Consider the following 15,356-nt stretch of genomic DNA (forward strand, 5'->3'; position numbering starts at 1 on the left):
GTTCAGGCCCCGAAATGCAGGAATGCTCTTTTTGCATACGTGAGCACTTCCTTCCGGGCGCAGCGGCTGGCATCCCTGCAGTATCCGGAATAGCGGATATGAAACAGCAATATGGGCGGGGAGCCCGAAGAGGAAAGTAATGGACGCCAAGACGTTCGATAAGTCGAAATTGCCGAGCCGCCACGTTACGGAAGGTCCATCGCGGGCGCCGCACCGTTCTTACTATTACGCGATGGGCCTCGATGAGGCCGACATCAAACGTCCGTTCGTCGGCGTCGTCTCTTGCTGGAATGAGGCTGCTCCCTGCAACATTTCTCTGATGCGCCAGGCGCAGTCGGCCAAGGCCGGCGTCACCGAAGCAGGCGGCACGCCGCGCGAGTTTTGCACGATCACCGTCACCGACGGCATCGCGATGGGCCATCAGGGCATGAAGTCGAGCCTCGTGTCGCGCGAAGTCATCGCCGATTCGATCGAGCTCACGATGCGCGGTCATTGCTACGATGCACTCATCGGTATCGCAGGTTGCGACAAGAGCCTGCCCGGCATCATGATGTCGATGCTCCGCCTCAACGTGCCGAGCGTCTTCATGTACGGCGGCTCGATTCTGCCGGGAAAATTCAAGGGTCACGACGTGACGGTGGTCGACGTCTTCGAGGGTGTCGGCATGCACTCCGCCGGGAAAATGTCGACGGCGGAGCTTCACGAGCTGGAATGCGTCGCGTGCCCGTCGGCGGGCTCTTGCGGCGGCCAGTTCACGGCCAACACTATGGCCTGCGTTTCCGAGGCGATCGGGCTCGCGCTGCCGGGTTCGGCGGGCGCACCGGCGCCTTATGAAAGTCGGGACGCTTACGCGGCCGAAAGCGGCAAGGCCGTCATGCGTCTGATCGCCGACGGCATCCGTCCGCGCGATATCTGCACGAGGAAGGCGTTCGAGAATGCGGCCATCGTCGTCGCCGCGACGGGAGGCTCGACCAACGGAGCGCTGCATCTTCCAGCGATGGCGCATGAGGTCGGCATCGATTTCGACCTCTTTGACGTCGCCGAGATTTTCCGCAAGACGCCTTACATCGCCGACCTGAAGCCGGGCGGCCAGTATGTTGCGAAAGACGTCTACGATATCGGCGGCGTGCCGCAGATCCTGAAAGCGCTGCTCGAAGGCGGCGTCCTGCACGGCGACTGCCTGACTGTGACCGGAAAGACGCTCGCGCAGAATCTCGAGAACGTCAAATTCAACCGCGATCAGAAAGTCGTATTTCCGGTTTCCAATCCGATCTCGCCGACGGGCGGCGTGGTTGGACTCAAGGGTTCGCTGGCGCCCGATGGCGCGATCGTGAAGGTCGCTGGCCTCAAGACGCACCAATTCCGCGGACCGGCGCGGTGCTTCGACTGCGAGGAGGATGCGTTCCAAGCCGTCGAAGAACGCAACTACAAGGAAGGCGAGGTGATCGTCATCCGCTACGAAGGGCCGAAGGGCGGTCCGGGCATGCGCGAAATGCTTTCGACGACCGCGGCGCTTTACGGCCAGGGTGTCGGCGACAAGGTGGCGCTTATCACCGACGGACGTTTCTCCGGTGGTACGCGCGGGCTTTGCATCGGACACGTCGGTCCGGAAGCAGCGGTCGGCGGTCCGATCGGGCTTCTGAAAGACGGCGACATTATCGTAATCGATACTGAAAAGGGAACACTCGACGTCGAGGTCAGTCCGGAGGAGTTTGAGCGTCGGCGCAAGACGTGGAAGGCGCCGGCGAACATGTATCAGTCAGGGGCACTGAAAAAATTTGCGGACCAAGTGGGACCGGCCAGGTATGGCGCCGTAACCCATGCGGGAGGAAAGGCGGAAGTGCACTGCTATGCGGATATTTAGGCTTGCTGTTGCGGGTAGTGTCGCAGTCTTCTTCGCCATGCTCGGCTCGGCATTCGCGGCCGGCGTGACGTTCCGTTCGCCGGACGACGCCATGAAGCAAGGCATCTCTGCGTTCAACGGCGGGTATTACGAGCTGGCACTCCCGGCGTTCGAAGCGCTGGAAGCGACGAAGCCGCAGATTGCGCGCTTTTATGAAGCGCGCATCTACGGCGACAACGAAGGTGCCTACACCGACCACGGCAAAGCCTACAAAATCTATGCGCAGCTTGCCGATGAGCTGAAGGATGTCGATCCCGACGACGATGAGTTGGCGCCCATCGCCGCCAAAGCATTGACGGCGGTGTCGATGTATCTTCGCGACGGTGTCAGCGACGCCGGCGTTCGTCCGGACGTTGCGGCCGCCGACCGGGCGTTGCAGCGTGCCGCCCTGACGTTCAACGACGAGGACGCGCAGTTCGAGCTTGCGAAGGTTTTTCTGCGCGGCGAGGGGCCGGAAATGGCGGGCTCGGAAGATCCATCGAGCAAGATCGAGAACGGCCGTCACTGGCTGTCGCGACTTTCGCGGGCCGGGCATCCGGGCGCTCAAGCCTTTCTTGCCGACCTTCTCTGGCGCGGCAAGTTCGTACAAAAGGATCAGACAGCCGCCCTCAACCTGATCGACGTCGCAGTCTCGAATGCTTCGCCCAGCGAACGAGTCTGGATCGAGGACATCTACCAGAAGATTTTCTGCAATGCGGGCGAAGGCGTTCGCCTGCAAGCGACGGGGCGGGTGGCCGATTGGCACAAACGTTACGGTCGAAGCCCGCAACTGCGTGACGACAAGGACGGACTCGACAATCTGTCTGCCGAGCCTGTCAGAACGTGCGCGAACGGCGAACTCGTGCGCCCGATGTCTGCGCCGGTTCCTACGACTGCGGTTTCATCTCAGGCTCCAATCGCGAATTCGGTTTCACGGCCGAGCCGTACGGTCACGATTGGGATCGGTGTCGGTGCGTCGGGCTTTGCTCCGGCGTCCGGCGTCGGAGGACCGCCCGTTTCGAGTGGAGCTTCGAGCGGCTTTGCTCCGGCCGGTGCGGCCGCGCCTCAAGGCGAAGACCGCTAAGCGGCGAGCTTGATCCAGACCGGGACGTGATCGGACGGCTTCTCCTGCGCCCGTGTCGCACGGTCGATTCCTGATGAAACGAGCAAATCGGCCGCCTGGCTCGAAAGCAGGATGTGGTCGATGCGGATGCCGTCGTCTTTCTGGAAAGCGCCCGCCTGATAATCCCAGAACGTGTAGACGCCTGGACCGGGATGGCAAGCGCGCGTTGCGTCCGTGAAACCTTCGTTCACCAGCGTCCGCCACGCGGCGCGGCTCTCCGATTGAAACAGCGCGTCGTTCACCCAGGCGGCAGGCCGCTTGGCATCGACGGATTCCGGAATGACGTTGAAGTCTCCCGCAAGGACGAGCGGCATTTCATCTTCGAGCAATTGCTCGGCGCGCCGGCGCATGCGGGTCATCCAGGCGAGCTTGTAGGCAAATTTTTCGGTTCCGATCGGATTGCCGTTCGGCAGGTAAAGCGACACGACCCGCATCATGCGGTTGCCCAGCGGAACCGAAGCCTCGATCCAGCGTGCGTGCTGGTCCGAGTCATCACCGGGAAGGCCGCGAACAACGTCTTCGAGGGGCGACTTCGAGAGAATCGCAACGCCGTTGAAACCCTTCTGGCCGTTCGTCGCGACGTTATAGCCGAGGTCCTGAAAATCCGGCGTCGGAAATGCGTCGTCGACGGATTTGATCTCCTGGAGACAGACGACGTCCGGAGAATGCTGGCGCAAATACGTCAGCGCCGACTCGAGCCGGGCTTTAACGCCGTTGATGTTCCACGTGGTGAGGATCATGGTTCCACCATGTGCCATCGCACCGTGCGTAAATCAATTTGAGATCGACTCAGATCGAGAAGCTGGTGCCGCAGCCGCAGGATGCGCTCGCGACCGGATTCTTGATTTTGAAGGCAGCCCCGATCAGATCGTCGACGAAGTCGATCTCGGCCCCTTCCATGTACTGCAGCGAGATCGGATCGATGACGACGACTGCGCCATTCCGTTCGATGACGAAATCGTCGTCGGCGCGCGCGTCGACCAGATCGAATTTGTACTGAAACCCGGAGCAACCGCCGCCCTCGACCGAGACCCGCAAAACGGGTGATCCCGGTTCGCTCCCGGCGATCTCGGAGATTCGCGTTGCAGCTTGTTCGGTTACGGTGACGGTCATCGGCTTCGAGGCTTTTTCCTGATCTGCGCCGTTGAGCTGGGGGAACCCGGCTGGCGCTGCCGGTTCCAAAAAGATAGGAAGGCGCGTGAACAAATCAAATATCAAGTGCGGCAGCCTATGCCAACCAGGTTAAAGCCGGGTGCCGAGGTAGCAGATTATGGGCAAAAGCTGCGCCCGGGCGAGCGCGCGCCGGCGCCATATGCCGCGAGCGCGGTGCCGACGCGAGGCCGGCTTCATGCCGAGCCGAACTGTACAACACGCAGCCCCTTCCAGCGCGACCGGGACCGTGTGCTGCATTCCTCGGCGTTCCGGCGGCTTGCGTACAAAACCCAGGTTTTCCTGCCGCACGAGGGCGACCATTACCGCACGCGCCTGACACATACGCTGGAAGTCGCGCAGATCGCACGCACAATCGCCCGGCAGTTGCGGCTTGATGAGGATCTCGCCGAGACGATCGCGCTGGCGCACGATCTGGGCCACTCGCCGTTCGGTCATGCGGGCGAACGTGCGCTCGACAAGGCCATGAGCGACTTCGGCGGCTTCGATCACAACGCTCAGTCGGTCCGCGTCGTCACGAAACTCGAGCGCAAATATCTGGCGTTCGACGGGCTCAACCTGACGTGGGAGACCCTCGAAGGGCTCGTCAAGCACAATGGTCCGCTGGTGAAGCCCGGTTCGCCGGTCGCCAAAGTCGCGCGCCATCTTGACGACTGGTGTTCACTTGCGCTCGACAAGTGGGCGTCGGCGGAAGCGCAGGTCGCGAGCCTTGCCGATGACATTGCTTATCTTTCGCACGACATCGACGACGGGCTGCGCGCGGGGCTGATCTCGCTTGACGCTTTGTCTGAAACGCCGCTCGTGGGTCGCATCGTACGCGAGGTGGTGAACCTCGATAGAGATGCCGAAACAGGGCGATCGATCTACGAGATCACGCGGCGGATGATCACTGTCATGGTCGCCGATGTGATCGAGGAAAGTCGGCGGCGGCTTGCGGCCCTCGCGCCGGCCTCGGACAACGATGTTCGCGCCGCGGGCGGTGCGACCGTCGCGTTCTCCGAGCATATGACCGGGGATCTCGCGCGGCTTCGGCGCTTTCTGTTCAAGTCCGTCTATCATCATCGCAAGGTGCTCGACGTGATGGAGCGTGCCGAGCAGATCGTTCGCGAACTTTTCGCTCGCTATAACGCCGATCCAGCTTCTCTGCCTGAGGACTGGCGCGAAGCCTTTTTAACCCTCGATCCGCACGGTCGGGCGCGCCTCGCGTGCGACTTCCTCGCAGGGCAGACTGACCGCTACGCCATTGCCGAATACCGCCGATTGTTTGACGCCACAGCAGAACTGCGATAGGCGCGCTAAAGCTCCCTCTCCCCATTCTCCTTCACTTGAATGGGGAGAGGGTTGGGGTGAGGGGCTGCCGCCTGCGTTGGTTGCCGCCCCTCACTCTAGCCCTCTCCCGGTAAGGACGGGGGAGGGAATATCAGATCAAGGACTCTCATGAACGTTTTCACCGAAGTCGAAGCCCGCGTCAGAACTGCGCTGGAGGCGCTGAAAGCCGAAGGGACGCTGCCGGCCGATCTTGCGCTCCCGGCCTTCGAGGCCGAGCCGCCCCGCGATGCGAGCCACGGCGACATTGCGGTCAATGCTGCGCTCGTGCTTGCCAAGGCGGCGAAGATGAAGCCGCGCGATATCGCTGAAACGTTGAAGGCAAAGCTCGAAGCCCACGCCGACATTCAGAAGATCGAGGTCGCGGGGCCCGGTTTTCTCAACATCACGTTCAAGACCGACGTATGGCACGATCTCGTGCGCGACATTCTCAGCGAAGGCGAGCGCTACGGTGCGGGTTCGGCGCGCGGTGACGGCAAGCTCAATATTGAATACGTGTCCGCCAATCCCACCGGTCCGATGCATGTCGGGCACTGCCGCGGGGCGGTTTTCGGCGACGCGCTGGCAAATCTGCTCGCCTTTGCGGGCTATGACGTCACGCGCGAATACTACATCAACGACGCGGGTGGACAGGTGAACGTGCTGGCGCGGTCGGCATATCTTCGCTACCGCGAGGCGCTGGGCGAAGACATTGGCGCTGTTCCGGAGGGACTTTATCCGGGCGACTACCTGAAGCCCGTCGGCGAAGCGCTTGCCAAAGAGCATGGGCCGTCGCTGCTCAACATGTCGGAGGAGCGGTGGCTGCCGGTCGTCCGGTCATTCGCCATCGAGAAAATGATGGCGATGATCAAGGAGGATCTCGCGGCGCTCAACATCCGGCACGATGTTTTTTTCTCCGAAGCCTCGCTGCAGGCGAACGGCAAGGATCAGATCAAGGCGGTGATCGAAGAACTCAGGAAGAAAGGGCTTATCTACGAGGGCAAGCTCGACAAGCCAAAGGGCCACGACGACGGCGACTGGGAAGACCGGCTCCAGACGCTTTTCAAATCGACGGCGTTCGGGGACGACGAGGATCGCGCACTGCAAAAGTCCGACGGCAGCTACACGTATTTCGCGGGCGACGTTGCCTATCACCACGACAAGTTGAGCCGCGGCTTCCGGCACCTGATCAACGTCTTCGGCGCCGATCATGTCGGCTACATACCGCGCATCAAGGCGGTCGTCGCGGCGCTTTCGGATAAGAAGGCGGACCTTGATGTCAAGGTCGTACAACTCGTCAGGCTCTTCAAAGCGGGTGAGCCCTACAAGATGTCGAAACGGGCCGGGACGTTCGTGACGCTGCGCGATGTCGTCGATGAAGTGGGTCGCGATCCGGTCCGCTACATGATGCTGTACCGGAAGAATCAGGAGACGCTCGATTTCGATTTCGCCAAGGTGACGGAGCAATCGAAGGATAACCCTGTCTTCTACGTGCAGTACGCACATGCGAGATCGGCGAGCGTATTGCGCAACGCGGTAGAACAGATCCCGGACCTGGACGTGTCGGCTGGCGCGCTGCGGAAAGCCGACCTCTCACTCCTGACCGATCCGGGAGAAATCGATCTCATCAAACGGTTGGCGAGCTTCCCGCGGCTGATCGACGGCGCCGCATCGGCACACGAGCCGCATCGTCTTGCGTTCTATCTCTATGACCTTGCGAGTGCGCTGCATTCGCAGTGGACGCGCGGCAACGATTCGCCACATTTAAGATTTATTCAATCAAATGACGGGGTTGCGACTTCTGCGCGGCTCGCGCTGATTGCCGCCACAAAGACGGTGATAAAATCGGGTCTTGATATCCTCGGCGTCGAGGCTCCCGATGCGATGCGCTAAAGTCTCGAATCGACGATTTGGTGCAGCTCAATTCTGCACTCGATATTGAGGGGTTTCGCAATGTCCTCGCAGAATTCATTTCCGCGGCCGGCCGGAGGAAGGCCAGCCGCCAATCCTGCCGATCAGGAGCGTTTGCGCCAGCCCTCGTGGGTCAATCCCCAGGCTCAGTCGGGGTATCCTCAGCAACCGGCGAATGCCTGGCCTCCGCAGCAGTCCCAGGCACCACAATCACAGGGTGGCTATAGTCAGCAAGCGGGTTACAGCCAGCCCCAGGCGGCGCCGCAACAGCCGGATTATGGACATTGGGGTGCGCTTCAGACCGGTCAGGGCCGCCAGCAGAGCCCGGCTCAGACCGATCCGTATGCCCCGCAATTCGAGCCCTACGTCGCTCCCGGCAGCACGCCTTACGGGCGCCAGCAGGCATCGGGCTACGATCAACAGGGCTACGACCAACAGCCGAACGCGCAGCAATGGCCGGGGCGGGGTGGGACAGCCGATCCACGCGGCTTCGATGCCGGCGGCTATGGCGGACCGGGATATGCTCCTGCCCAACCGGGACAGGGTTCCGGATATGCCGACGCTTACCACGAGACCGAGTTAAGTTCCTCCGACTGGGCGGGACAGCCGAGCGAATTCGATCACGAATCCTACCAGCAGCAGGCGAGGGGCACCAATCTCGGCTTTGCGACGGCCGAAGGCGGCGAACTCGATCCGGCCTATGCCGAGGACGATGGCGAGTACGAGGACGAACACGCGCCTCGCAGCCGCCGCCCGCTGATGGTCATGATGGCGCTGGCAGGCGCCGTTCTCGTCGGCGGCGGAATGGCCTACGGCTATAAGAAGTTTTCGTCGTCTGGCCCGCAGGGCGATCCGCCGATCATCAAGAGCGAGGACTTCCCGTCGAAAACCAAGCCGGCCGATGCCGGCGGCAAAACGTTCCCATATTCCGATACCAAGATCATGGGTCGCCTTGGAGACGGCACGTCGTCGGCGCCGGCCGATGGATCGCTGGATCAGGCAGCGGCAGCGCCCACGGACACTGCACAAGCGGCACCAGCCGAGGACGACTCCAATGACGGCGGTCCGCGCAAGGTTTCGACGCTTGTCGTCGGCCGTGACGGATCGATTCAGTCACCGCCGCCGGAGGCGCCAGCGCCGTCCTCTCAGATTGCGGTTCCCGGAACGTCTCTCGTCGATGCGTTCGGACAGAACGGTGGCGGACAGAGGCAGGGACGCGACGAGCAGTTGCCGCAGGCTCATGCGTCCGAGTCTGTTACGGGCGACGACACTCCGGCGCCGATGAAGAAGGCGGTCACGCCGGTCAAAATCAATTCCGCTTCCGGCAGCAAACCGTCGGCAACAACGGGCAGTATCGATAGCCGTGACGACGCTGCCGCGCCGGCGCCGAGCAAAAAGCTGAAAAAGGTCGCCCGCGCCGAGCCGGCGACAACGTCGGACGCCTATTCCGAATCATCGGGCCCGCCCATACCGTCTTCGGGCGGCGGCTCTGGCTATGTGGCGGTGCTGGCGTCTGTTCCTCATTCCGCGTCGAGCCGCATTGATGCTCTGAAGCGTTATGCCGACATGCAGCAGAAATATTCGACGGCGCTCGCCGGCAAGACGCCCGATATCGCTTCGGCGAATCTCGGCGCGAAGGGCAATTTCGATCGCCTGATTGTCGGCCCTCCCGGATCGCGGCAGGAAGCCAGCAACGTTTGCTCGCAGCTCAAAGCTCAAGGCTATGCGAGCTGCTGGGTCACGACGTACTGAGCTGATATGGAATTTTACCGGAGTTGCGGTCGGCGCGTCTGCGTCGGCCGTTCGTCATTGTGGCTTTTGGCGGCCGCCGACGCCGCCTGGGCGCGATTCGACGCCGCAGCGGATTGTATTCTGCGGAGAGGCTCGTAGGACATAGTCGGCGCTGCAACTTTTGGCAGCCTCGCGCAGACGGCAGGGCGCGGACTCGCCCGCGTCTGAATCAGTGTAGTGTTGGCCGACGGGTCCCGGAAAACGGGCGCCTCAACGGGACCAAATCCAGAGCAGATGATCGAAACGACAGCACAGGGCCAGACAGGCGCGCAGGGTCCGGACACTCAAGACTGGGAAGGTCCGGGCTTCGAGGATATGCCGGCGGCCGGCGAGGCGTTCGTCGTCGATATCGAGGGTTTTGAAGGTCCGCTCGACCTTTTGCTGGCGCTCGCGAGGACGCAAAAGGTCGATCTCGCGAAAATCTCCATTCTGGCGCTTGTCGAGCAGTACCTCGGATTCATTGCCGAAGCTCAGCAATTGAAGCTCGAAATTGCCGCCGACTATCTCGTCATGGCGGCGTGGCTTGCCTTTCTCAAATCGCGGCTACTGCTGCCCAAGGACAAGGAAGATCCCGACACGACGTCGGCGGAAGAACTCGCGCAGCGTCTCTCATTCCGTCTGATGCGGCTCAACGCGATGCGCGAGCAGGCGGCGACTCTGCTGACGCGGCATCGGCTCGAACGCGACGTGTTCGCACGCGGGCAACCGGAACGAATCCAGGTCACACGGGATACGACATATACCGCGACGATCTACGATCTGCTCAAAGCCTATGCCGAGCAGCGTAAGCGGACGATCAAGGTCATTCACGTCGTCAAGGCTCGGCGTGTTTGGTCGATCAAGGAAGCGCGGCAACGGCTCGAGAAGCTCGTCGGTGCGACCGCCGGGGATTGGGCGCAGCTCGACATGTTCCTCGATCAGTATCTGCCGCGCAACGAAGAGGAACGCACGGCGCTTGCCAGCTCTTTCGGGGCGACGCTCGAGATGGCGCGCGAAGGGTTAATCGAGCTTCGGCAGGACGAGCCGTTCGCTCCGATTTATATGCGCAAACGTGAAGCAGGGGCGGAGTGGGAAAAGATCGGCTAGCGCTGCCGGAAACGCCGTTATAAGGGGGGCTCGAATAGCCATGGTTCCGCCGAGACTGAGTGTCGTGTCGGACAATAGCCGCGGGATGGGTGTGATGTCGGCAAATGACGATGCCGATAATGCGCATGATCGAGCCATTCCTGACGCGCTGAGCGATCCGGAGGCCGCCGTCGATCATCTGTCGAAGAGCGCTCGGCGCGAGAAGCTCCGCCGCCTGGAGGCGCTTCTCTTTGCGTCGACCGAACCGGTTGATGCAAAAACACTGGCGCGCTGTCTCGATCCCGACGACGACGTGATAGCGCTGCTCCTGGAGCTTCAGAACGATTACAAAGATCGCGGCGTGGCGCTCGTGCGCGTCGCCGGGCGCTGGCAATTCAGGACGGCGGACGATCTTTCCTATCTGCTCGAACGGCAGCAGAAGGAAGAGCGAAAGCTTTCGAAAGCGGCGCTCGAGACATTAGCGATCATTGCCTATCACCAGCCCGTCACGCGCGCCGAGATCGAGGAAATTCGCGGTGTCTCGACGTCGCCCGGGACGCTCGACGTGCTAATGGAGACGGGTTGGATCCGACCGCGCGGGCGACGGCGGGCGCCGGGGCGGCCGCTGACCTACGGCACGACGGAAACCTTCCTGGTGCATTTCGGGCTCGATACGATCAAGGATCTGCCGGGCCTTACCGATCTCAAGGCTGCAGGCTTGCTCGACGCCAATCTGCCACCCAACTTCACGATGCCGGCGCCGACCGACGTCGCGGCCCTGATGCCGGACGAATTGCCGCTGTCTGACGACGGAGACGAGGAGGCCGAGGAAGCCCAGGAATCGCTGCCGCTCGACCATGACGACGGCGAAACCGACGGAGACTGCGACGCGGTGCCCGAGGGCAAGGCCGAGTAAGCGTGTTGCGAGGCGAAAGCCGGCCTCGAATTAATGAAATGTAATCCCACGTAAACTTCGGCGCTGCCTTTTGCCGTTTATTTTCGTGGCCGGTTCCTGGAATAAGGGGTCGCTTAAGGCAATTACGCCGAACCTTGCCCGCGACTGGCAGTTTCTGTGATAAGGTGCTTAAGCTACGGGGCGGCAACCGCCGCCGAGAGGTTACGATGGGTTTTAGCGCACAACACTTACTGCTGTTCCTGATCATTGCTTTGCTGCTGTTCGGGCGCGGCAAGATCTCCGAACTGATGGGCGATGTCGCGAAGGGCATCAAAAGCTTCAAGAAGGGTATGGCAGAGGACGATCAGCCCGAGAGGCCCGCTCCTCGTACGATCGAGAACGAAGCTTCCAATCCCGATCGCACGAAGGTCGGCTGAGAGTTCATTGCCTCGGAGCGCGTTCGCGGCTGATTCCGACAAGGTCATCTCATGTTTGACATCAGCTGGAGCGAGCTTCTGATCCTTGGGGTTGTGACGCTGGTTTTCGTCGGCCCGAAAGAGCTGCCCGCATTGATGCGCACGCTTGGCAAGTATGCCGGGGTTGTTCGCCGTCACGCGAACGAATTCAAATCGCAGTTCGATGCCGCGATGCGCGAAGCCGAACTCGAATCGATGCGGGAAGAGGTCGAGAAGATGCAAACCTCGATCAACTCAGAGGTTATGCGGGCGACGACCGACATCGACGACGCTCACAAACTCGCGCGGATCGAGCCGCCGTCCATTGTGAATACGATTGCATCGGAAAAATCTTCCGACAGGACGAAGACACTTGCACCGCCGATGCCGGCGCCGCCGCACGGGGAGACCTGAGCGATGCTGGAGCGGTTGCCGCCGTCCAAGTCTCCGGGCGATGAGCCGCCGCGCGAGGGGCAGGATGAGATCGACGCCAGCAAGGCGCCATTGCTCGACCACCTGATCGAACTCAGGCAACGTTTAATCTGGGCGCTGGCGGCATTCGTCGTGATGTTCTTCGCCTGTTTCGCGGTTGCCGGGCACATCTACAACGTGCTCGTGTGGCCGTACATGTGGGCCTCCGGCGACGAACATGTGAAACTCATCGCGACGCACTTTCTCGAACAGATCATGACGCAGGTGAAGCTGGCGATGTTCGGGGCAGCGTTCCTGTCATTTCCTATGGTCGCGACACAGATCTACAAGTTCGTCGCGCCAGGGCTTTATCGCAATGAGCGTCGAGCGTTTCTGCCTTATCTGATCGCGACGCCGGTGCTGTTCGTCATCGGTGCGATGGTCGTCTATTTCATCGCCATGCCGGTGCTGATCCGGTTTTCGATCGGGTTGGCGCAGCATAGCAGCGAAGGCGTTCCGGCGATCGAGCTCTTGCCGAAAGTTTCCGAATATCTGTCGCTGATCATGACGCTGATCTTCGGCTTCGGGATCGTATTCCAGCTTCCGGTCATTCTGACGCTGCTGGCGCGCACGGGCTTCGTGACCTCGGCGACTTTGAAAGGCGGGCGGCGCTATGCGATCGTTGCGATCTTCGCGGCGGCCGCCCTCCTGACGCCGCCGGATGCGCTCAGCATGGTGATCATGGCGTTGCCGACCATCGCGCTCTACGAAGTTTCGATTCTGGCCGTGCGCTTCGTCGAGAGGCAGCAAGCCAAGGCGGGCGTGCGCAATTAATGTGCCTTGGTCTCCTCTAGGGGTGGTGCTGGACCGCCTCCTTGGCATCGTATACGACGGCCTCTGACACACACATCGTGACGAGGCCCGCCCGTGTTCGATATCAAATGGATCAGAGACAATGCTGCAACCTTCGATGAAGGCTTGAAGCGCCGGGGCCTCCCGCCGCAGGCCGCCGCTCTGGTCGCGCTCGATGACAGGCGCCGGCAGACGCTGACGACACTGCAGGATGCGCAATCGCGCCGAAACGCGGCATCGAAGGAGATCGGCAAAGCCAAGGGTGCGAAGGACGAAGCGACGGCCGCGCGATTGATGGCCGAGGTCGCGGACTTGAAGGACATCATCGCCAAAGGCGAGGACGACGAGCGCAAGCTCGATGCCGAGATCAAGGCGGCGCTTGAAATCATTCCCAACTTGCCGCGCGCCGACGTTCCGGATGGTGCCGACGAAACGGGCAACGTCGAGGTGCGCCGCGTTGGGACGCCAGCAAGTTTCGATTTTGCACCGAAGCAGCATTTCGAGATCGGTGAAGCGCTGGGATTGATGGACTTCGAAGCGGCGCAGAAAATTTCCGGCGCACGGTTCGTCGTGTTGAAGGGAGCCCTGGCGCGTCTGGAGCGAGCGCTCGCGAGCTTCATGCTCGATCTGCATACGAGCGAGTTTGGCTACACGGAAGTCAATCCGCCGATCCTGGTCAAGGATCAGGCGGCCTATGGCACGGCCCAGTTGCCGAAGTTTGCGGAAGACCTGTTCAAGACGACGAACGATTTCTGGCTTCTTCCGACCGCCGAGATTTCGCTGACGAACCTTGTGCGCGAAGAGATTATCGACGAAGCGCAACTGCCGATGCGGGTAACGGCATGGACGCCGTGCTTCCGTTCGGAGGCGGGCGCTGCCGGCAAGGATACGCGCGGCATGATCCGCCAGCACCAATTCTCGAAGGTCGAACTCGTGTCGATCACGACACCGGACAAATCGCTTGAAGAGCACGAACGCATGACGTCATGCGCCGAGGAAGTGCTGAAACGCCTCGGCCTGCCGTTCCGCACCATCGTTCTTTGCACCGGCGACATGGGATTTGCTTCGCAGAAAACCTACGACATCGAGGTCTGGCTTCCGGGGCAAAATACCTATCGCGAGATTTCATCCTGCTCGGTGTGCGGCGACTTCCAGGCGCGGCGCATGGATGCGCGCTACCGTCCGAAGGACGGCGGCAAGCCGGTCTACGTCCATACGCTCAACGGCTCGGGTCTTGCCGTCGGCCGCACGCTGATCGCCGTGCTTGAAAACTATCAACAGGCCGACGGCAGTGTCATAATTCCCGATGCCCTCCAGCCTTACATGGGCGGCCTGAAGAGGATAGCGGCGGCCAAGACCACATGACGGGACTCTTGCCTTTCGACGTTGTCGTCATCGCTTCCGATTTTGAAGACGAAGACGTGCGAGGCAAGCGCGGACACATTATCGGCGAGGTTACGCCGACGGAAGTCGGGGTCTTCGTCTACGATCTGGAACGCGTTTGGTGCCTGCATCCCAATGATGTGCGGACTACCGGTGGGCGGGACATTGAGGCTCAAAACTATCGCGGCCCTGTGATCCGCGTGAACAGACATGGCGAGATTGTCGATTGAGCATGCGCATACTGATCACCAACGACGACGGCATCAATGCGAAGGGACTCGAAGTCCTGAAAGCGATTGCGCTCGGCATCTCGCCAGACGTGTGGACGATTGCGCCTGAGACCAATCAATCGGGCACCGCGCATTCGATGACGCTGCACACACCGCTCCGGTTGCGCACGCTCGATGAACGCACGCACGCCGTGACCGGTACGCCGACCGATTGCATCATCATGGCCGTTCGCCACATCCTGAAGCATCAGCCGCCGCAGCTCATTCTGTCCGGCGTCAACCACGGATCGAACCTTGCTGAGGACGTCACCTACTCGGGAACGGTGGCGGCGGCGATGGAAGGCGCGCTGCTCGGAATCCATTCGATCGCGCTGTCGCTGATGATGGGATTTGAAGACGGCGAGCGCCGGGCCATCTGGGATACGCCGCTCGCGCACGCGCCGCAGGTCATCAAGAGGCTGCTTGCCGAGACGTGGAATCCGCACACTCTGATGAACGTCAATTTCCCGGACACGGCGCCCGAGAACGTTGCAGGCGTTGCGGTGACCTCGCAAGGCGTTCGCGATCAGGCGTTGCTCAACATCGACAGCCGCGCCGATCCCTGGGGAACGCCCTATTTCTGGTTCGGGTTCGAGCGGCGCAAGTCGACACTGGTCGCCGGAACGGACCTCGCCGCGATTGCCGAAAATAAAATCTCGATCACGCCGTTAAGCGTCGATCTTACCGATCAAAGAGCCGCCGAAATGCTTGCATCGCGTCTCGAATGATTGCTTCGTGCGGTACAACTCTACGCTCGCAAAAGCCGCCGGAAAGCCGAAATCTCTTCGCGAATAAAGCGCAATTCTCACCTAATGGAATAACCATAGGGCGTCGTTTCACGCGC

At 61.4% G+C, this 15,356-nt stretch carries 15 protein-coding genes; 13 read left to right on the forward strand and 2 right to left on the reverse strand.

All coding sequences use genetic code 11. The features are described 5' to 3' along the window. Positions 1-139: 139 nt before the first annotated feature. Together ilvD and HYPDE_RS06300 are read left to right on the forward strand one after the other, a co-directional pair. Positions 140-1,864, forward strand: a complete 1,725-nt coding sequence (ilvD, locus tag HYPDE_RS06295) for a dihydroxy-acid dehydratase (RefSeq protein WP_015597569.1) — start codon at positions 140-142, stop codon at positions 1,862-1,864. Next, entirely contained in the window at positions 1,851-2,966 is a 1,116-nt protein-coding gene (locus HYPDE_RS06300; RefSeq protein WP_015597570.1) for a tetratricopeptide repeat protein, read from the forward strand. Before ilvD ends, HYPDE_RS06300 begins: the two co-directional genes overlap by 14 nt. Here HYPDE_RS06300 and xth read toward each other — a convergent pair. Then, positions 2,963-3,745, reverse strand: coding sequence for an exodeoxyribonuclease III (gene xth, locus HYPDE_RS06305; protein ID WP_015597571.1), 783 nt, complete (start codon positions 3,743-3,745; stop codon positions 2,963-2,965). The two genes, HYPDE_RS06300 and xth, sit on opposite strands and share 4 nt — an antisense overlap. 49 nt (positions 3,746-3,794) lie before the next feature. Beyond that, entirely contained in the window at positions 3,795-4,118 is a 324-nt protein-coding gene (gene erpA, locus HYPDE_RS06310) for an iron-sulfur cluster insertion protein ErpA (protein WP_015597572.1), read from the reverse strand. Positions 4,119-4,235: 117 nt separating this feature from the next. Here erpA and HYPDE_RS06315 point away from each other — a divergent pair, with 117 nt between their 5' ends. The 11 genes from HYPDE_RS06315 to surE all read left to right on the forward strand — a co-directional run bounded on the left by HYPDE_RS06315 (position 4,236) and on the right by surE (position 15,240). Beyond that, positions 4,236-5,465: a deoxyguanosinetriphosphate triphosphohydrolase gene (locus HYPDE_RS06315; protein ID WP_051111976.1), complete on the forward strand. Its 1,230-nt coding sequence runs from the start codon at positions 4,236-4,238 to the stop codon at positions 5,463-5,465. Between the two features lie 147 nt (positions 5,466-5,612). Beyond that, the gene (gene argS, locus HYPDE_RS06320) at positions 5,613-7,373 is read left to right on the forward strand and encodes an arginine--tRNA ligase (protein ID WP_015597574.1); all 1,761 of its coding nucleotides are present in this window, start codon (positions 5,613-5,615) and stop codon (positions 7,371-7,373) included. Positions 7,374-7,433: 60 nt separating this feature from the next. After that, on the forward strand, positions 7,434-9,143 hold the full coding sequence (locus HYPDE_RS06325) for an SPOR domain-containing protein (RefSeq protein WP_015597575.1): 1,710 nt from the start codon (positions 7,434-7,436) through the stop codon (positions 9,141-9,143). 273 nt (positions 9,144-9,416) lie between these two features. Then, positions 9,417-10,268: a segregation and condensation protein A gene (locus HYPDE_RS06330; RefSeq protein WP_041320086.1), complete on the forward strand. Its 852-nt coding sequence runs from the start codon at positions 9,417-9,419 to the stop codon at positions 10,266-10,268. A gap of 40 nt (positions 10,269-10,308) precedes the next feature. Continuing rightward, on the forward strand, positions 10,309-11,163 hold the full coding sequence (gene scpB / locus HYPDE_RS06335; protein WP_015597577.1) for an SMC-Scp complex subunit ScpB: 855 nt from the start codon (positions 10,309-10,311) through the stop codon (positions 11,161-11,163). 206 nt (positions 11,164-11,369) lie between these two features. Then, positions 11,370-11,579 (forward strand): twin-arginine translocase TatA/TatE family subunit, encoded by a 210-nt coding sequence (locus tag HYPDE_RS06340; protein WP_015597578.1) that lies wholly within the window; start codon positions 11,370-11,372, stop codon positions 11,577-11,579. Between the two features lie 51 nt (positions 11,580-11,630). Beyond that, positions 11,631-12,011 carry a Sec-independent protein translocase protein TatB gene (gene tatB / locus HYPDE_RS06345; protein WP_015597579.1) on the forward strand — a complete coding sequence of 127 codons (381 nt, stop codon included), beginning with the start codon at positions 11,631-11,633 and terminating at the stop codon, positions 12,009-12,011. A 3-nt stretch (positions 12,012-12,014) separates the two neighbouring features. Continuing rightward, on the forward strand, positions 12,015-12,842 hold the full coding sequence (gene tatC, locus HYPDE_RS06350) for a twin-arginine translocase subunit TatC (RefSeq protein ID WP_015597580.1): 828 nt from the start codon (positions 12,015-12,017) through the stop codon (positions 12,840-12,842). Positions 12,843-12,935: 93 nt separating this feature from the next. Further along, complete coding sequence (gene serS, locus HYPDE_RS06355; RefSeq protein WP_015597581.1) at positions 12,936-14,225, forward strand: serine--tRNA ligase; 1,290 nt, start codon at positions 12,936-12,938, stop codon at positions 14,223-14,225. Next, entirely contained in the window at positions 14,222-14,473 is a 252-nt protein-coding gene (locus HYPDE_RS06360) for a hypothetical protein (RefSeq protein ID WP_015597582.1), read from the forward strand. Before serS ends, HYPDE_RS06360 begins: the two co-directional genes overlap by 4 nt. A 2-nt stretch (positions 14,474-14,475) precedes the next feature. Then, a complete protein-coding gene (surE, locus tag HYPDE_RS06365) occupies positions 14,476-15,240 on the forward strand; it encodes a 5'/3'-nucleotidase SurE (RefSeq protein ID WP_041320088.1) in 765 nt (254 codons plus the stop codon). Positions 15,241-15,356: the final 116 nt, after the last annotated feature.

The sequence above is a fragment of the Hyphomicrobium denitrificans 1NES1 genome, assembly GCF_000230975.2.
Classification (GTDB): Bacteria; Pseudomonadota; Alphaproteobacteria; order Rhizobiales; family Hyphomicrobiaceae; genus Hyphomicrobium_B; species Hyphomicrobium_B denitrificans_A.